The 18,681-nt window shown below is 46.2% G+C and carries 18 protein-coding genes and 1 pseudogene; 15 read left to right on the top strand and 4 right to left on the bottom strand.

The window, feature by feature from the left end; all coding sequences use genetic code 11:
• The first annotated feature begins 62 nt into the window (after positions 1-62).
• The 10 genes from A8709_RS12420 to A8709_RS12375 all read left to right on the top strand — a co-directional run bounded on the left by A8709_RS12420 (position 63) and on the right by A8709_RS12375 (position 11,785).
• Positions 63-2,201, top strand: a complete 2,139-nt coding sequence (locus A8709_RS12420; RefSeq protein WP_167357067.1) for a 5'-nucleotidase C-terminal domain-containing protein — start codon at positions 63-65, stop codon at positions 2,199-2,201.
• 92 nt (positions 2,202-2,293) lie between these two features.
• Positions 2,294-3,412: a BMP family ABC transporter substrate-binding protein gene (locus A8709_RS12415; protein ID WP_065852719.1), complete on the top strand. Its 1,119-nt coding sequence runs from the start codon at positions 2,294-2,296 to the stop codon at positions 3,410-3,412.
• 107 nt (positions 3,413-3,519) lie between these two features.
• Positions 3,520-5,088, top strand: a complete 1,569-nt coding sequence (locus tag A8709_RS12410; protein ID WP_065852718.1) for an ABC transporter ATP-binding protein — start codon at positions 3,520-3,522, stop codon at positions 5,086-5,088.
• Positions 5,069-6,148, top strand: a complete 1,080-nt coding sequence (locus A8709_RS12405) for an ABC transporter permease (protein WP_065852717.1) — start codon at positions 5,069-5,071, stop codon at positions 6,146-6,148. The genes A8709_RS12410 and A8709_RS12405 overlap by 20 nt, the downstream gene beginning before the upstream one ends.
• Positions 6,142-7,083: an ABC transporter permease gene (locus tag A8709_RS12400; protein ID WP_065852716.1), complete on the top strand. Its 942-nt coding sequence runs from the start codon at positions 6,142-6,144 to the stop codon at positions 7,081-7,083. Before A8709_RS12405 ends, A8709_RS12400 begins: the two co-directional genes overlap by 7 nt.
• Positions 7,083-8,027, top strand: a complete 945-nt coding sequence (locus A8709_RS12395; protein ID WP_065852715.1) for a nucleoside hydrolase — start codon at positions 7,083-7,085, stop codon at positions 8,025-8,027. Before A8709_RS12400 ends, A8709_RS12395 begins: the two co-directional genes overlap by 1 nt.
• Positions 8,028-8,029: 2 nt before the next feature.
• Positions 8,030-8,926 carry a ribokinase gene (gene rbsK, locus A8709_RS12390; protein ID WP_065852714.1) on the top strand — a complete coding sequence of 299 codons (897 nt, stop codon included), beginning with the start codon at positions 8,030-8,032 and terminating at the stop codon, positions 8,924-8,926.
• Positions 8,923-9,192, top strand: a complete 270-nt coding sequence (locus tag A8709_RS12385) for a PQ-loop domain-containing transporter (RefSeq protein WP_065852713.1) — start codon at positions 8,923-8,925, stop codon at positions 9,190-9,192. The genes rbsK and A8709_RS12385 overlap by 4 nt, the downstream gene beginning before the upstream one ends.
• A 99-nt stretch (positions 9,193-9,291) precedes the next feature.
• Positions 9,292-10,305, top strand: a complete 1,014-nt coding sequence (locus A8709_RS12380) for a LacI family DNA-binding transcriptional regulator (RefSeq protein WP_208607676.1) — start codon at positions 9,292-9,294, stop codon at positions 10,303-10,305.
• 28 nt (positions 10,306-10,333) lie between these two features.
• Positions 10,334-11,785 carry a DHA2 family efflux MFS transporter permease subunit gene (locus A8709_RS12375; protein ID WP_065852818.1) on the top strand — a complete coding sequence of 484 codons (1,452 nt, stop codon included), beginning with the start codon at positions 10,334-10,336 and terminating at the stop codon, positions 11,783-11,785.
• Between the two features lie 59 nt (positions 11,786-11,844).
• Here the strand turns inward: A8709_RS12375 and clpP are convergent, their stop codons facing one another.
• From clpP to A8709_RS12360, 3 genes are read right to left on the bottom strand one after another with little or no spacing between them, the layout of a single operon-like run.
• Complete coding sequence (gene clpP / locus A8709_RS12370; RefSeq protein WP_065852712.1) at positions 11,845-12,426, bottom strand: ATP-dependent Clp endopeptidase proteolytic subunit ClpP; 582 nt, start codon at positions 12,424-12,426, stop codon at positions 11,845-11,847.
• A 53-nt stretch (positions 12,427-12,479) separates the two neighbouring features.
• Positions 12,480-12,788 carry a hypothetical protein gene (locus A8709_RS12365; protein ID WP_065852711.1) on the bottom strand — a complete coding sequence of 103 codons (309 nt, stop codon included), beginning with the start codon at positions 12,786-12,788 and terminating at the stop codon, positions 12,480-12,482.
• Positions 12,789-12,801: 13 nt separating this feature from the next.
• On the bottom strand, positions 12,802-13,395 hold the full coding sequence (locus tag A8709_RS12360; RefSeq protein WP_065852710.1) for an ArsR/SmtB family transcription factor: 594 nt from the start codon (positions 13,393-13,395) through the stop codon (positions 12,802-12,804).
• Between the two features lie 339 nt (positions 13,396-13,734).
• Here A8709_RS12360 and A8709_RS12355 point away from each other — a divergent pair, with 339 nt between their 5' ends.
• Entirely contained in the window at positions 13,735-14,202 is a 468-nt protein-coding gene (locus tag A8709_RS12355; protein WP_065852709.1) for a DUF2975 domain-containing protein, read from the top strand.
• A gap of 376 nt (positions 14,203-14,578) precedes the next feature.
• Here A8709_RS12355 and A8709_RS12350 read toward each other — a convergent pair.
• Positions 14,579-15,258, bottom strand: a pseudogene (locus A8709_RS12350) (alpha/beta fold hydrolase).
• Between the two features lie 203 nt (positions 15,259-15,461).
• Between A8709_RS12350 and A8709_RS12345 the strand changes: the two are divergent.
• The 4 genes from A8709_RS12345 (at position 15,462) to A8709_RS12330 (ending at position 18,560) form a co-directional block, all read left to right on the top strand.
• Complete coding sequence (locus tag A8709_RS12345) at positions 15,462-16,043, top strand: TetR/AcrR family transcriptional regulator (RefSeq protein WP_065852708.1); 582 nt, start codon at positions 15,462-15,464, stop codon at positions 16,041-16,043.
• Between the two features lie 274 nt (positions 16,044-16,317).
• On the top strand, positions 16,318-17,205 hold the full coding sequence (locus tag A8709_RS12340) for a LysR family transcriptional regulator (RefSeq protein ID WP_065852707.1): 888 nt from the start codon (positions 16,318-16,320) through the stop codon (positions 17,203-17,205).
• 94 nt (positions 17,206-17,299) lie between these two features.
• Positions 17,300-17,737 carry a rhodanese-like domain-containing protein gene (locus A8709_RS12335; RefSeq protein WP_065852706.1) on the top strand — a complete coding sequence of 146 codons (438 nt, stop codon included), beginning with the start codon at positions 17,300-17,302 and terminating at the stop codon, positions 17,735-17,737.
• A gap of 4 nt (positions 17,738-17,741) precedes the next feature.
• Positions 17,742-18,560, top strand: a complete 819-nt coding sequence (locus tag A8709_RS12330; RefSeq protein ID WP_065852705.1) for a M55 family metallopeptidase — start codon at positions 17,742-17,744, stop codon at positions 18,558-18,560.
• Positions 18,561-18,681: the final 121 nt, after the last annotated feature.

Raw genomic sequence — 18,681 nt, 5'->3', positions numbered from 1 at the left:
TTCATGAAGTGCCATGTCATTAGGAAAGTAGCTGGTCCATGTTGAAAAAGCTGCTTTGCATAATGTGCGGAGTTACATTAGCCTCTCAATTCGCTCTTATAGCGAGTGCTCAAGAGGCAAGTAAGGATGATTGGACACTTCGCATTTTACATACCAACGATACTCACGGACATTTGGAGAGTGTTGCTCGTTTATCAACGGTGATTAACGAAGCAAGAAAGGAGCATCCGAATTCGGTGCTTTTATCTGCGGGAGATGTTTTTGATGGCACGCCTTATTTTAAGCAATATCGGGGGCTTGCTGATCTCAAGTTCATGAATTTGCTTGGCTACGATGTAATGACGATTGGAAATCATGAGCTGTATGTGGAGGATTTGGCCAATTTCGTGAAGGGAGCGCAGTTTCCGATTCTCAATGCGAATTATGATTTTAGTAAAGAGCCCTTATTAGCACCTTTACTTCATGAGTCGATTGAAGATAGCAAGAAAGCTAGTGGTGAGATTCACCCCGCCGTCGTCATGCATGTGAAGGGTGAGCAGGTCGGCGTAGTGGGTTTAACGACTGGCGAAGACATTGAGCTTGAGGATCATATGCAATTATATGACTTGTATAGTACGACTAGAAAAACGATTGCAAAGCTGGCAACACAAGGTGTTAACAAGATTATCGTGCTCAGCCATCTTGGCTATTATGTCGATTTAGAGCTAGCTAAGAATGTGAAAGGCATTGATGTCATCGTTGGCGGACATACGCATACGCAGCTTGAGCATCCGGTCATCGTGAAGCGAGATCAGGATGAGGCACCAACGCTTGTCGTTCAAACTGGTCAATATGGAGAGTTTCTAGGGAGTTTAGATGCTACATTTGACAAGAACGGTGTTGTAACAAGGTGGAATGGTCGATTGGTGCCTGTAAATGAGCAGGATGATAACGAGAATTTTCGGGTAGCAGATGACCCGAAGGTTAAAGCTGTGCTAGACGAACTAACGGCTCCTCTGGAGGATATGAAGAAGTCGATTGTTGGTAAGTCTGCCGTAGAGCTCAATGGTGAGCGATTTGCCGTTCGTTCGAAAGAAACCAATATGGGGAATTTGATTACGGATAGTATGTTGTCCAAAGCTTCAGAGAAGACGGATGCGTCGCTAGCGCTAATCTCAGGCGGCAATATTCGTGCCTCCATTCCAGCAGGTACTATTACCCTGTCTGATGTGACAACGACCATGCCATTTGAGCATAATTTGTTTACACTCCAGCTCACCGGCAAACAAGTCATTCAAGCCTTGGAGAATGGGGTTAGCGAAGTTGAGAAAAAGACGGGGAAATTCCCGCAAGTCGCTGGCATGAAATATGTGTGGGACCCAGCGGGGCAGCCGTTTAAACGGATTGTTAGCGTGGAAGTAAAAACGGCAAGGGGATACGAACCGATTCAGACAGAAGCAATCTATACACTCGCGACGGTCAAATATTTGGCAGATGGCGGCGATGGTTACGTAGTATTTAAGCAAGCACAAGATGCAGGACTCATGAGGAATATTGGTGATGTTGATTACGATATTCTTATCGCGTATATGCAGCGAATCGGTGAGATTTCTCCTCAAGTTGAAGGAAGGATTACGGAAGGGAGGGTAACCGAAGAGCTGAATCAACCTAGGTTTATCGATATGCAAGGCCACTGGGCGCGCAAGGAAATTGAGTTTTTAGCGGATCGACAGATTGTTACAGGTTCAAGTGAGGGACGATTTGTTCCCGATGAGAAGATAACTCGCGCTCAAATCTCTGTTATGCTAGCGAAAGCTTTGTCGCTAACAAGCTCTGCAGAGGGATTACCGTTCAGAGATGTTACTGCAGATGCCTGGTACACCAATGCGATTAACCAAGTATATTTGGCCGATCTACTCACAGGTCGTGATGAAGTCACGTTTTCCCCAAATGAATCCATTACACGTGAAGAATTAGCAGGCATAGCCATGAATGCGTATGGGTACATCACAGGAAAGCGACTGGCTGATCTGACGATGTGGTCAACAGATGTGTTTGCAGATGAGCAAGAGATAAACGCTTTGGCTAAAGCTAGCGTACAGCAAGCAGTAGGATTAGGAATGCTGCAACGCGGAGATGACGGCATGTTCCGCCCTTCCGAAGAAGTGACAAGAGCACAAGCGAGTATCGTGATTCAAAGATTGCTATCTGTAAAGCCATAGTTATTTGGTAGGGGATATAGGAGTAGTTAAGAAGTACTTGGATAAGTTGTCCCATTTACTTAACCGATTAAATAGAATAAGGGGGAATTCGAATGGCGAAAAAACTTAAGTTTATTGCTGCAATGACCTTATTAACTAGCATTTTAATTAGCGGATGTGGGAGTACGGAGAAAGATACGGCTTCCGAGTCAACTAGCAAAGCGGGTAAACCACTAAAAGTTGCGTTGCTCATACCTGGAAATGTAGGGGATAAGTCATTTTTGGATTCTGCGGCGAACGGTTTGACGAAGATGAAAGATATGCTTGGCGCGGAAACAAAAGTCGTCGAGATGGGGATGGATCAAACGAAATGGGAGCCAACGATGTCGGATATTTCGGAGCAAAATTACGATGTCATCGTGACGGGGCCTTGGCAAGTAGAAGAGGTATTAGCGGAGGTCGCTCCACGTTACCCGAAAAAGAAGTACATTCTGTTCGATTCGGAACTGGATTACGCGTCAGGTAAGTTTGGCAATGTAGCTTCGCTGCTCTACAAACAGAATGAAGCTTCCTTCCTTGCAGGTGCTTTAGCTGCTAAAGTGACGAACTCTGACATGCCGCTCGCAACGAAGTCGAATGTGATCGGTTTTGTAGGCGGGATGGACATTCCTGTCATTAATGATTTCCTCGTGAGTTACATCCAAGGTGCCAAATATGTTAACCCGAACATCAAGGTGGCTGTCTCTTATATTGGTGATTTCGTCGATAGTGCAAAAGGGAAAGAAATGGCACTCGCGCAGTATAACGAGAAGGCAGATGTGATTTATAATGTGGCCTCACAAGCCGGCTTAGGCGTTTTGGAAGGTGCAAAGGCGAAGAAGAAATACGTGATTGGAACGGATACGGATCAAGCTGAGATTTTTAAAAGCACAGATCCGGAGAAATCTGAACTTATTCTGACCTCTATTTTAAAACAAATTGATAATTCGTTACTTCTTGCTGTGAAAGACATGGACCATATTAAATGGGGGGCGGCGCAATCCTACGGCTTGAAGGAAGGCTCTGTGGGAATGGCTTTAAATGAATTCTTTAAGAAGAATGTGCCGGAGGGTATTCGCAATGAGCTTGCTGCTATTCAGAAAAAGATCGAATCAGGCGAGATTAAGGTAGATACAGGACTTGGTATGAGTACGGATGAGATTGATAAGATCAAAGCCAGCGTAAGACCATAACCGAAGGTATAGGGCATGCTTTATCCCTAACGTGGCCTAAGAAGAATCGCTAGACAGGTAGGTTGGGGATAAGGTTTGTGTTCTTTCAACAGATGAGGTGTAGACGGATGGATGACCATATTCTAAAGCTTGAGGGGATTACCAAGGTGTATCCCAATGGCATCGTAGCGAACAAGGACGTATCTTTCTCCGTAAAAGTTGGAGAGATTCATGCGTTAATGGGAGAAAACGGTGCAGGCAAAAGTACGTTAATGAAGATGATTTTCGGGATCGAGAAGCCGGATGAGGGTAGTATTTGGCTGAATGGTTCGCAAGTTGAGATCAAGTCACCAGATGCAGCGATTAAGCTGGGAATCGGCATGGTTCATCAGCATTTCATGCTGGTTCCTTCGCTGACGGTGACAGAGAATATGATTCTTGGCATTGAGCCAACGAAGCGTGGTTTCGTCGATGTACAAGCCGCAATGCGAATGACTCGCGAGATTGCAGAGAAGTACAATTTGCATGTGGATCCGCAAGCGAAGGTAGCTGATTTGCCAGTCGGGATGAAGCAGCGCATCGAGATTCTCAAAGCATTACTGCGCGGAGCCAAAATTCTTATTCTGGATGAGCCTACCGCTGTTCTAACACCGCAAGAAACAGAGGAATTATTCAAGCAGCTTCTCCTATTAAAGGAGAACGGCCATACGATTATTTTTATCTCACATAAGCTGAAAGAAATTAAAGATATCTGTAATCGGATCACGATTATGCGGGCAGGTCGAAGTGTCGGGGTGTATGAGGTCGATGCGGTGAGTGAAGAGGATATTTCCAGGCTAATGGTCGGTCGAGATGTCGTGATTAAATATGATAAACAGAAGAATACGCCTGGTGCAACGGTACTGAAGATTGACAAAGCGGGCTACATGAATGCGATTGGTAAGCAGATGGTGAAGGGTGTAAGCTTTGAGGTGCGTGAAGGCGAAATCGTTGGGATTGCAGGTGTGGAGGGCAATGGACAGCGAGAATTAGTCGATATGATTGCGGGATTGAGCGGGTGGAACAGCGGTGAAGTGTTGCTGCAAGGCCAGAACACGAAGTCGCTGAGTATTAGACAGATACGCGAGCTTGGAATGGCACATATTCCCGAGGATCGTATGACCTTTGGCGTAGCTCGTGAGGCTAATATACAAGACAATCTGATTTCGAATCGGGTGTTTGATAAACGATGGGGCAGCTTTTTCCTTAATAAGAAGCGAATTAAAGAAATGGCCGAGAAGTCCGTTGAGAATTATCGTGTAAAATGTGAAAGCTCCGAACAAATCGTGCAAATGCTCTCTGGCGGCAACATTCAGAAGGTTGTCGTGGCAAGGGAGCTGGCCCTCTCGCCAAAGCTCCTCATTGCGGACCAACCAACACGGGGGATCGATATCGGGGCAGCTGAGTTTATTCATAAAAAACTGATTGAACTGCGAGACGAAGGCAATGCGATTCTGCTTATATCGGCCGATTTGAATGAAGTCATGGAGCTTAGTGATCGTCTATTGGTCATGTATGGAGGCGAAGTTGTTGCGGAGTTCGGAGAAGGCAGACAAGTGACTGAGAAAGAATTGGGCTTATGCATGTTGGGTTTAAACCGGACATCAGAGAATATCGGAGAGCAGGAGGAACAGGTTTATGGAATCCGAACGCAGTAAGGTTCTGTTTGAGATAGTCAGAACTGTCGTGACGGTCGCCATCGCCTTGCTGTTGGCATTCGTTTTTATACTCATTGTGAGCAAAGAGCCTTCCAAAGCGCTCTATCAATTTATGGTGGGACCATTTTTATCCGTCAGAAATATGGGGAATGTGATTGAATTATCCATCCCTTTCATCTTCACAGGCATCGCTGCTTGTATCATGTTCCAGGCTAGGCAGTTCAATATGATTGGAGAGGGCGCTTTTTTCTTCGGAGGCATCATGGCGACGGTCGTCGCTTTGAAGATTACCTTGCCGATGGGCATTCATCCGATCGTCGCTATTCTCATGGGAGGAATTGCGGGTGCTGTCAGTGGTTACTTCATCGGATATTGCAAAGCCAAATGGGGCGCGAACGAGTTCGTGAACTCTTTGATGTTCAACTATGTTTTACTCTATGCGGGTTTGTATATGCTGATAAATTTCCTTCGGGATCCGAAGAAAGGACAGCTATCGTCTTTCCTAATCCCGGATTCTGCTCAGCTGCCCAAAATCGTGGACGGAACACGTATTCATGTCGGTCTATTCATTGCCATAATCGCGGTTATTTTAACTTATCTTTTCATGTACAAAACGAAGTGGGGATACGCAATCCGAATGACCGGGTTTAACGCTAAATTCGTCGCATACTCCGGCATCAACGTTGCGGCAGCGATTGTCATCTCCCAGGTTGCTGGTGGATTTTTAGCCGGAATTGGGGGCGCTACGCAAATATTAGGGATGCACCAACGCTTCGAATGGAGCACGCTCACCGGTTATGGGTTCGATGGTATTATTGTCGCGACGTTAGCCCGATTAAATCCTGCCTTCGTCCCTGTTGCAGCCCTATTCCTTGCGTTTCTTCGAACGGGCGCTGATATCATGGCAAGAAATAGTGACGTGCCGAGTGAGGTTGTCCTCATTATTCAAGCGATCATGATTATCTTGATCTCCGCTAGCGGCTTTATGGCCAAATGGCGGCAACGCATGATTGCTCGCAAATCGAAGCATGCGGAAGAGCAGGGGGCGATCGCGTGCTAACTTTCTTTCATTTGATTTTTAACGTTGAATTCGGTTATGCGGTATTTCGAGTGACGACGCCTATTTTATTCGCTGCACTGGCCGCTTTAATTGCCAGTAAGGGCGGCGTGATGAACATCAGCCTAGAAGGAACGATGCTCTTCTCCGCGTTATCGGGTGTCATTGTTAGTGCCTATACGCATAGTGCTTTTCTCGGTGTGTTGGGTGCTATGGCAACGGGGATTCTGATGTCACTGTTGTTAGCATATTGTGCGTTAGATCTCAAAACAGATATTTTCCTAACGGGCATAGCCCTAAATATGCTGGCAAGTGGCGGTACGGTGTTCTTACTCTATATCCTGACGAATGACAAGGGGATGTCTGGCTCATTGAAAAGCCTTGTCGTGCCGAATATAAAACTGCCGCTTATTCAAGATATTCCTATCATCGGTCCAATCATTTCGAACCATAATATACTCACTTATCTATCTCTGATATCGGTCGTTATCGTCTATCTTCTCATCTACAAGATGCCTATCGGTCTGAAAATAAGAGCGGTTGGTGAAAATCCTGGCGCGGCGGCCTCTGTCGGGGTGAATGTGCGTAAAATCAAATATATGTCTCTCATGTTGAGCGGTTTATTCGCTAGTCTTGGCGGAGCCTTCATGTCGATGGGATACGTGTCCTGGTTTTCAAGGGATATGATTGCTGGACGGGGATTTATTGGTCTTGCAGCAGAAGCGATGGGCAGAGGAACGCCACTCGGGACATTCCTCTCTTCGGCTATATTCGGCGTCGCGAACGCTGTATCGAACTCCTTGCAAGCGATGAGTCTACCTGCCCAATTCGTGCAAATGATTCCTTATGCGACGACGATTATCGGTCTATTACTCTATTCGATCCAACAAACCAATAAATCTATTAAAGCTAAAAATACGAAGGAGCTGAAGCAGTAATGAATCGAATTCCAGTTATTATTGACACGGACCCCGGCATCGATGATGCCCATGCCATCCTGCTGGCGCTCTCCTCTGACCGTCTTGATGTATTAGCCATTACGACGGTAAATGGGAACATGCCGATTGCGGTTACGACGGATAACGCGCTCAAAATTATTGATTTATCAGGTAAGGAAATCCCTGTTGCACAGGGGGCAGCAAGACCGCTCGTTCGCAACAACATCGAGGGATCGGATATGTTCCACGGTGAAACGGGTCTTGGGCATGTGGTGCTTCCGCCAAGCAGCAGGAAGCTCTTGGCCAAAGATGCGGTAGAGACGTTGTATGATTGTGCGATTGAGCAGTCTGGCAAGCTGCACGTTATCGCGATGGCGCCGCTGACTAATATCGCATTGCTCTTGCGGAAGCATCCCGATGTTGTTTCGCATATCGCACACATCACCATCATGGGGGGCTCCGAGGCTGAAGGGAATATTACGCCTGCGGCGGAATTCAATTTCTATGTCGATCCGGAGGCGGCGGACGTAGTTATGCGGTCGGGCATTCCCATGACATTAATTGATTTGGAAGGCTGCAAGCGTGCGGTTATTTCCAAAGAGGATGCAGCAAGCATCACGGAGATACCAAGCCGAATTTCCACATTCATATCCGAGTTGTTTGCTTATAATTTCGAGTTATACGCCCAATTCGGTCAAGCGGATTTCGTTATTCACGACTCGATTGCAGTTGCGACGGTCATTGACCCATCCATCTTAGTTTCCGAGACCTGCAACGTGGTTATCGAGACGGAAGATGAGAGTTCCGTTGGTGCGAGTCGGGTTACATTTGGGGCAGATACGGAGGTATCGCATATCGCGATTAGTCGTGATATTGATTATTCCACTTATCTTGGTATGATCAAGACAATGATGAGTTTTTACAGGTTGGAGGAGGATGAATAGCAATGAAAATTGTTGTTATCGGCAGTATAAACATGGATTATTCCTTGAAGGTTGCCCATCTACCGCAGAAGGGAGAAACGTTGAAAGCAACTTCCTTTCATATGAACGCAGGCGGTAAAGGAGCTAATCAAGCTGTAGCCGCTAGAAGATTGGGTGCAGAGGTGGCCATGATCGGTGCTGTGGGAAAAGATGAGGCAGGCAGCGAGTTATTACAACGGCTGCGCCTGGAAGGCATCGATACAACGGGTATCGCTGTGACGGAGAGCAGGACGGGCATGGCTCAAATTATCGTCGAAGAAGCTGGCGATAATTCGATCGTAATTGTTCCCGGCGCTAACGCGGAGGTAAGTGAATCTTGGGTGAAGCAGCATGAACATGTGATTCAAGAAGCAGATTTCATTCTTGTACAATTAGAGATTCCGCTGGAGACGGTAGACTACGTTATTAAGCTGGCTAATCGGTATCACAAAAGGGTTCTTCTGAATCCGGCACCAGCCAGCCCTCTTCCAGATAAGATCTATGCGCACATCGATATTCTTACGCCCAATGAAACCGAGCTGCAGACGTTGACCGGTTGTTCAGATCGGATAGAAGGTGTTCAGCAGCTGCTGGATAAAGGCGTTAAGCGTGTCATCGTTACCCTTGGTGAGCAAGGTTGCTTCTACATGGATGCGAGCAGCCAGCTTAGGGTCAAAGCGATGCAGGTACAGGCGATCGAAACAACGGGAGCGGGCGATGCCTTCAACGGCGCGTTAGCCGTAGCGCTTTGTGAAGGAAAGCCTCTCGAAGAAGTGCTGAAATTCTCTAACATTGTCGGTGCCTTGGTGGCATCGAGGGTTGGCGCACAAGAGGCTATGCCATTTCGTCAGGAAGTCGATGTTGAAGTGAGCGCCTGGTGATCTTCAATATTGTGCAGGTGATCGGTGGATTCATCTTAGCCATAGGCAATATCCCACAAATCCTGCAGCTGCTGCGTACGAAGTCTGCGAAGGACCTGAACGGGAAAACATTTCTATTCATGTTCATAGGCATGGCTCTCATGGAAGTGTATGCCGTCCAGTTAGCTGTCCATGATAACGGCGGTGCTTTCCTTTTTACGAATACACTGTCTTTACTTAGTCTATTCATCATAAACGTTCTGCTTCTGAAGTATAGGAATCGTTAACGAACGGTTTCGTTCAATAGGACTGTTATGGGGAATGTGCTACACTAAAGACACAAGGTAATCGGCCAGAAGCAGTACAATATAGGGGATGAAGGTGGCGTGGCGCAGGTGAAAGTGAAGAAACCGACGATGCTTGATATTGCGAATCAAGTTGGGGTTACGAAGGCAACAGTTTCCATGGTACTCAATAAAAAGGACGAACTGATCTCTCCTGAAACTAGGGATAAGATCCTCAAAGTCGCAGACGAGCTTGGCTATATCCCTAATTCATTTGCACGGAGTCTCATCACGAAGAAATCGGGTACGATCGGTATTATCATTCCGGATATTACCAACCCCTTCTTCGCGGAGATTGCTAGAGCGATAGAGGATGAGGCGAATAGGCTCCAATATAATGTTATTTTTTGCAATACGGACAATCAAGTGCCCAAAGAAGAGAGCGCCATCCGATTATTAATCGGGAAGCTGGTGGATGGGGTTATTTTTATCGCAGGCGGAACGAGTGAAACGAGTCTTGCCCTGCTCAATCAGCATGCCGTTTCTTTCGTGCTTGTGGATCGATATATTCCAGGGTGTGAAGACTATCCCGGTGTATATTGCATGAGTGACGACGGCGTCATGGATGGCGTACGGCATTTGTATGAGAAGGGAAGACGCAAAATCGCTTACGTGAGAGGTCCGCGCGAGCTGCGTGTGTTCGAATATAGAGTGAATGCTTATAAAGAAATGATGACAACGTTAGGCATCTATGATGAGCGATATGTGTATGAAGTGCTGCCGTCGTTAGAAGCCGGAATTGCGGTGACCGAGCAGATTGCGAGGGACGTACCGGACGTGGACGGTATTATTTACTGCAATGATATGACGGCGATGGGCGGTCTCAAGGCGCTCACACGGTTGGGTTATCATGTGCCTCGAGACATCTCGATTATCGGCTATGACAATATCAAAATCTCACAATTCATAGAGCCTGAACTGACAACAGTTGCACAGCCCATCGCGGAAATGGGAGAAGCAGCCTGTAATTTATTGATTAACATCATCAATGAGGTTCCTTTGAAGGAGCAGAAAATCTTTTTATATGCCGAGTTAGTCGTTCGAGGAACCTCATAGTAGGAGCGTTTAAGTGAATGATACTAGGATTGAAAAAGAGGCTGACGAAGCGACCGAATATCGTGTGTACGCGATTCTTTTTGCCTTATTAACGGCGGGATTCGTCGGGTTATACAGTGAAACAGCTTTGAATATGGCCTTTACGGATTTGATCGATATCTTCGGGATCAGGCCATCAGACGTCCAATGGTTAACGACCGGTTATTTATTGACATTAGGCATTCTAGCCCCCGTATCGGGGTTTCTTCTAAAATGGTTTTCGAGCAGGCAACTTTTCATCGTTGCGCTTGGTTTTTCTATTGTCGGCACGATGATTGCCGCATTAGCGCCTTATTTCAGTATTCTGTTATTCGCACGCATCATCCAAGCTATTGGAACAGGGTTATTAATGCCGTTAATGTTTAATACGATTTTAATTATTTTTCCAGTGGCCAAAAGAGGGGCCGCCATGGGGCTTGTGGGTCTGGTTATTTTATTTGCACCCGCCGTGGGGCCCACCCTTTCTGGATTTGTCATCGAGAAGCTGACGTGGAACTGGATCTTCTGGTTTTCACTCCCTTTATTAGTCAGCTCATTGGTATGTGGCATCGTCGTCATGAAAAATACGTCGGATATCACTAGGCCCAAAATCGATATCCTTTCGATTGTACTTTCGACATTGGGTTTTGGAGGAATCGTCTTCGGTTTCAGCTCATTGGGTGAATCCGGAGAAGGTTGGGGCAGCCCTGTTGTTATCGTTTCCTTGGCCATAGGAGTTGTCAGTCTGGCGCTATTTATCATCCGACAATTGCTGCTTAGTCAACCTATGATTAATCTGCGCGCCTTTCACTATCCGATGTTTACTTTGGGGATGCTGATGGTATTCCTATGCATGATGGTGATTCTCTCCTCCTCGGTGCTGCTGCCAATGTATTTGCAGGGAGGATTGACCTTAACGGCATTAACCGCGGGGTTGGTTTTACTGCCAGGGAGCTTCATTAATGGGTTAATTTCACCTGTTATTGGGAGATTATTCGATCGGGTCGGTCCGAAATGGATGGTCACACCGGGGTATATCCTGGTCTCAACCATGCTCTGGGTATTCTCCAACGTAACGCCAGATACATCCAAAATCATGATCATCGTGGTGCACACGTGCCTCATGACGGGGATTTCGCTCATTATGATGCCATCGCAAACGAATGGGCTCAATCAACTGCCGAGGGAGTTGTATCCCGATGGCACGGCTATCATGAATACCTTGCAGCAAGTAGCTGGTGCGATTGGGACTACGGTTGCTGTTACCGTCATGTCGTCAGAGCAAGCCAAATACGCAAGCAAGGCATTGGATGCTAGTAGGGCTAGTACGATGAGTGCTTCGCTTACTGCTGGGGTGCAAATGGCTTTTATCTATGGCATCGTGGTTGCTATTCTAGGTTTGATCGTTAGTGTCTTTTTTAAGCGTGTAGCTGTTAAACAGCAAGAGAAGTACGGAGCTTAGGATGTGAAAAAAAGATGATCCCCGTGTCATACACAGGAGTCATCTTTTTTTTGTTGGTTTTAGATTCGTTCAATAACCTTATCGATCAACCCATACACACGTGCATCTTCAGCTTCTAGGAAGTAGTCGCGGTCGGTATCCAACTCGATCTTCTCGATCGGTTGTTTGGTCGTTTCCGAGAGGATGCGATTGAGAATGCTGCGTGTTTTGAGAATGTGCTGGGCGCGAATGTGAATATCACTCGCTTGCCCTTGCGCGCCACCCCAAGGTTGGTGAATCATGACTTCGGCATTCGGAAGGGCAAAACGTTTCCCTGGCGCGCCGGCAGTAAGAAGAACGGCGCCCATAGACGCGGCCATACCCACGCAAATGGTGGAGACGTCAGGTTTGATGAAGTTCATCGTGTCGTAAATCGCAAGTCCAGCTGACGTGGACCCGCCTGGTGAGTTGATGTAGAGGGAAATATCCTTCTCAGGATCCTCTGCGGAAAGGAACAAGAGCTGGGCAATAATCGCGTTGGCGACTTGATCATTTACCTCCGTACCGAGGAACACGATGCGGTCTTTCAGCAAACGGGAGTAAATATCGTACGAGCGCTCTCCGCGCGCGGTTTGTTCAACAACCATAGGTATAAAGCTCATTGGTAATCATCCTCTCTTTTTTTAAAATCAGTTGGTAGGGTCATGATGCTCGGTTAAGCCGCTTTACATTGAACCGTATTCGCAGGCATCGCATGTTTCTGGCCAAAACCGGACGAAACGATGAGGAGGCGGACAGGCTCTTCGTTGTGAATAGTTGGAAACTCGCGAACGGTAACCGTAGCTTCCGTATCTATAGTAGTCGTATCTTGGCGGCGATACGTATCAATGGAAATGACAGTGCTGCTGGATGAAGCAGGCTTACTCTCTTGCCGTTGCTCCCAGGCGATCACAGGTGATGCTTCAGGAGTGGTACCTTGCTGTGACTGACTTGTTAGATGTTCAAGCTGTTGCTCGTGATTCATGGCTAATGCCTCCTCATTCCTTCGGTTTGGGATACACGGCTAGCAAAACATGATAGGTGTCCTGATTCTTATCCAGACTACCTGAGTAACGCTCCACCAATTGCTGGACCATGGCGGCGTATTCCTCAATGAACAGTTGTCGCTGCTGCTCTGTACATAAATGAACCTGAAGCTGCAGCGTCGCGCTCGGAATCACTTCGCCAACATCAGATTGCTCCATGAGCAGCATGGCATCTCGGCGGATGCGCTCGGATGTTGTCACGAGATGAGCGAGTGAGCTTTGATCCTTCAGCTTTTGCAAAGTTTCGGGCTTCATGCTGAGCGACTCGGCGAGCACGAACGTTTTGGCGATGGAGCGATAAAGCACCTCGACCAGATTGCGCACTTGGCGTGTGCCTACGCGCGTAACGAGGCCGGCTTTCTCCAGCGCCTTGAGGTGGTAGTTGATGCGCTGGGCGGTCTCGCCCAAAGTGCGCGCCACTTCCGCCGCGGATCCTGGCTCCAAGAGCTGGGCGATGATTTCGCTGCGAAGCGGGTTGAGTAACACGGTCGCTTGCTCGGGGGACTCGATATAGTAGCTGTCTTGAATTTCTTTTTCTTGTGGCATGGAGAGGATGGCCTCCGTGTACAAATTATATGTTACGTACAATTATTTTATTACGTGGGGGAGGGAAAGTCAATGGGCGGGGTGAACGCCGCCATGTGTTGGGTGACAAATAAGTTTTGAAGTAGACAAATTGTAATATGCCAAGATGTTAGGAGATGACTTCGTGTCCTTTATCAACTGCTGCGTTCACTCCATTGGGTGAACGCTTTTTTAATGAGATCACGCATGTATGCGGCGATATATTTCTATAACCAATAACATAAAACAATAAATATTTATTGTTTAACAATAAATATTATGCAAAGATCATGTTGTCAATAAAAAAGTGAGGTGTTTTAAATGAATGTTAAACGAGGTTCAACCACTTTCCTAAAGGTAATTATTTTTCTGTTTGGAATTGCAGTGCTTGCTTTGTGTATCTGGTTGCCTGAGATAGCTGTTAGAGATGCAAGGGTACATCCAGATACGGCTTACTTCCTAATTCCCTTTTTAGTATGTGCATACGGATTCTGTATTGCGTTTTCAGTTGCGTTGTATCATGCATATAAACTATTAACCTACATCGAAAAGAATAATGCTTTCTCAGAATTATCCCTTAAATCTTTGAAGATTATAAAGAAATGTGCTTTTACAGTCATTTTCCTTATTTTGTTAGGAATAGTAAGCTTAAGAGTGCTTGCTCAAGTTACAGATAGTGATGATGCAGCGGGCCCTACATCATTATGTCTAATGGGCATTTTAGCAACAAGTATCCTTGCAGCCATTGTGAATGCACTTCAAAAGCCATTAAAAAATGCCCAGATATAAAGTCAAAAAGTGAATGATAACGTTACTTTATTAAACTACAAAATGAGGCTGGCTCCGCGAAGACGAGTGGATGCCACATGAAGCGATCGGGCAGTATACTTCCAATATGTATTAATTACAGAAACAGTAGAAAAAAGCCAAAAAGAAAGGATTCTTAGATGAATACCATTGTATTTTTTTTGTCTAATGGTTTTGTTGATTGGTTTGTCCTTTCTTTCATGGAGGGTAGGACAATCCATTCCGCTCCCTCAGAGAACATTAGTTTAACGTTAAGGGAGCAGATCGCCGCGGCCGGCCTGCTCCCTGTTTTATTGAATGGGCAGTATTCCTTCATCAAGCCTTAACTTTGCTCTTAGTCTACGATGATCATTACTGTTTATTCTTCCAAAAACGTAACTATATTCTTATAAACCTCTTCCGAATGAGTAAGGTTGATCTTATGGTCTCCACCTTGGATTTCAGCAAAATGAATGTTAGGAACCGCGCGAAAATGGTCGGCTATCCGGAAACAGTCAGCAAAGTCGTGTGTTCCTAGGATGAACAGCGTTCTTGCCTGTATTTGGTCCAATCTTTCAATGGCAGAAGGCTTCGGCCAAACCGATTTTGGTGTAGCCCACTCGAACATCTTTTTGATGTTATGCTCCGTCATCTCCACCATGAGACCGCGTTGCGGGCTTTTATTGGTGATGGTGTAAAAGGGGGCGGCGAGCGTAAGTTCCGTCATTTTAGCAACATCGGGTACGGCGGCTTGCACTCGTTGGAGCACCTCTATTAAATCCGTAGAGTGAACAAATCCCGACAATGCCGGTGAGAGTAAAATAAGATTTTGCACACGTTCTGGGTAGGAAAGCGAAAATTCAGTTGCGATCTGTCCACCGATAGAATTACCTACGAGTGTAACCTGATCGATGTTCAAGTGGTTCAATAGAGAAAGCACATCTCGATATAATTGGAGGGCTCCGTCGGAGCAGGAGACTTTCCGCACCCACGTGCGTCAACGGTAACGACTTTGAAATGTCTGGATAGGAGAGGAGTAAGTAAAGTCCAATCCCGCATATCGGTTCCGCCTCCATGGAGCATGACAAGAGGCTGCCCCTCGCCATATATTTCATAGTATAAATCCATTGTTATCCCTCCACATTTTTGATAAATCTAATTTATCATTGAATGTACGGTCAGTCAATACTTATATTGACTAACCATTCAGTCTTCGTTAACATGATGTTAACGAAATCGAAAATTGTCGGGGAGTGTGTATGATGCCGCGAACACGCGAGGAGAACGAACGAATTCGGCAAATAGCCAAGGAAAACATATCCAGGGCAGCAATTGAAGTTTTTATCGAAAAAGGCTATCATGCAGCATCCATTGATGATGTGGCTCGGCGTGCGGGGATTTCTAAAGGCCTTTTGTACAATTATTTTTCCGGAAAGGCCGATCTTTTAAGGGAATTAATTCTGAGCCGTATAGAAGAAATCGTTCAAGTCATGAAGGAATCGGCCACGAAACCAACTCCAGTCGAACAACTGATGTATATCGCCGAACATGCGCTTCAAAATGTTCAAGAGCGGCCTAGTGTATATCGTTTTTACTTGCACATTCAAACACATCCAGAAGCAGACGAGGTCGTATCCACATATAGTCAAATGCTTAAAGAAGAAATGACTCGCCAATCCAAACTCCAGGTTGATATCTTTCGCAAAATGGGGGTTCCCGATCCCCATTTGCAGTCGCTCCACTTCTCGACTGCCCTACATGGCATGATGCTTATGTATGCCACGTATCCGGAGAATTTCCCCTTACCTGAATTGAAGGTGAAAATGCTTTCCACGTTTTTTTAAAATATTATGGGGAAGTAGGAATCTAGACTAGATGTAAGTCCTGAAGTTAAAGGTGAACTGAGCGTTCAATAGCTAGCATGAAGAGGCAGCCAGCCCGAGTGGATTGGTTGCCTTTCTCAAGTAACGGTAGCCCAACCGTGATTGAACAAGTAGGGAGGATGAACTGAATAGCTCTCGGGATCCAAGTCCCACGGGCAGGATAGTTTCAAATTATTGTCTTAACCGAGTGTTCGTGGTAGAGTGGTTGAAACTTGTTTGAGATGAGGCGAGCCTTGTGGAATTAACTTATTTGAAAACCTTTCGCGAAGTCGCGAAATGGGGAAGCTACACGAGAGCCGCGGAAACGCTGGGATATGCACAGTCGAGCATTACGACGCAGATTCAAAGGCTGGAGGAGTCTTACGGGGCAACCCTATTGGAACGTTACGGTAGAAGGATGAAGTTGACCATGGCTGGGGAAGCGCTCCTGCAATATGCCAATGAGATACACAGGTTACATGAAGAATCGAAAGAAGTTGTGGCGAAGCAATCCAAGGGAACACTTACCATTGGAACCATTGAGACGTTGGCAGCTTTTTACCTGCCACAACATCTGCAGGCATTTCAACGCGATTATCCAGATGTTAACGTAGTTATACAGCCAGGCAACGAACCCTACATTATCGAGTCGGTCAAAGAAGGAGACCTTGACGTAGGTATCATTCTTGATCCTCCTTTTAAAGATCCAGAGCTGCACAGCAGTATCTTGCGAGAAGAAACGTTGGTCATTATAACAAGTCCAGAGCATAAATTCAGCGGGAGGAGCGAAATCCATGTCGAGGATCTAGAGCGTGAATCACTGATTCTGACGGAGGATGGCTGTACGTATCGTGCAATGCTGCTTAAGGTATTGAAAGCGAATCAAGTGAACTTCAAACTATCCTATGAATTTGGCAATTTGGAAGCGATTAAGCAATGTGTCTCCTACGGTTTGGGCATTGCACTTGTTCCTCGAATCGCGGTTGCTGAGGAAATACGTAAAGGTCAGATTATGGCAATGCCTTTTGTACATCCTGAGTTTAAGTTCTATACCCAGCTCATTTACGCCAATAAGAAGTGGAAGTCGAAGGCACTCCTTGGGCTCTTGGAGCTCATTAGTCGCAGCAACTATCAAAATGATTGATACATGATATAGAAAACTATCGATAACTCCATTGTTTGAGGTCGTGTTATAGTGATTTCAAGAAAATAACATCAATCACATGGAGGTCATCAATATGACAGCACAACTACGTTATTCCCTCGTACTCGAGACACCAGCCGCTTCGCCAGAGCAGACGCATAGACACTATATGAACAAACTTTCCGTGGAAACGGACGTCTCGGATGTGAAATACGATATGCAGTATGGGCTTAACGACTTCTTACTCATTGACGTACGAAGTGCTCATGCTTATGGGGAGTGCCATGTGCCAGGTGCAATTAACCTTTCTTCCAACAACATTAACGCCGAAACGACCTCGTCTTTTTCCAAAGATCAATTGATCGTCGTCTATTGTTGGGGACCTGCGTGCAACGGCGGCACCAAAGGAGCAGCCCGATTATCCGGTCTCGGATTCAAAGTGAAAGAGATGTTGGGCGGCATCGAGTATTGGAGAAAAGAAGGCAACGACGTTGAAGGGACTATGGGCCATTCGGCTTGCATGATCGGTTAAGGCGATGAAAATCTATATTTCCGCCGATATGGAAGGCATTTCGGGGGTTACGAATCCCGATTTTTTACAGCCGAATGAACCGAATTACGAATACGGACGCAGACTCATGGAACATGATGTAAACGCGGTGATTGAAGCAGCGATCGAAAGCGGGGCAACAGAGATCGTAGTAGCAGATAGTCACGCCTCGGGAAACAACCTTCGCTTGGATCGATTGCATCCTTCCGCAACGCTAGTAGCCGGTTTTCCTAGGGATCATTATATGATGTCCGGGTTGACTTCCGATTTCTCGGCCGTCTTATTCGTAGGGTATCATGCCCGTCATGGGATGCCAGGCGTGTTAAGTCACTCTTATTGGTTTAAAAATATGACAGTCAACGGAATGGAAGTTGGGGAGATTGGGTTTAATGCCATTTATGCGGGTCTGCTAGGCGTTCCGTTAGCCTTAGTAACCGGAGACGACCATGCCTCGGAAGAGACGAAGCTCATTGCTCCCCAAGCTGTAACCGGCATAGTCAAGCATGCACTATCTAGAACTTCGGCGATCTGTTTGTCGATGGAACAAAGCGGTATATTGCTTTCAGCCAAAACCAAAGAAGCGATGGAAAGAATAAACGATCTTGTGCCTTTTCCTATTAATTTCCCAGTAGAAGTGCGAATCGAATTCTTCCACAGCGGTCAGGCTGAACTCGCTTCTAGTGTTTCGGGAGTGCGCAGAATTCCGAACAGCACCATCGTGGAATACAAAGCCGATGACGCTAGGACGTACTACCGTACCATGGAGATTATGGCAACGTTGGCGAATACAGCTCGTTTTTTCTAATCACAACCAACGATAAGCAAACAACGCAAAATGCACCCAGTTGGGTGTATTTTTGTTTTGTGCTATAAGAAGTAGTCAGTTATCTCCTTGAACTAACTGTGAACGTTAGTTGAATGGATGC

Origin of the sequence: Paenibacillus pectinilyticus, from assembly GCF_001700435.1 — a bacterium.
Lineage (GTDB): Bacteria > Bacillota > Bacilli > Paenibacillales > NBRC-103111 > Paenibacillus_E > Paenibacillus_E pectinilyticus.
This window is presented reverse-complemented; position numbering and strand designations above follow the sequence as displayed.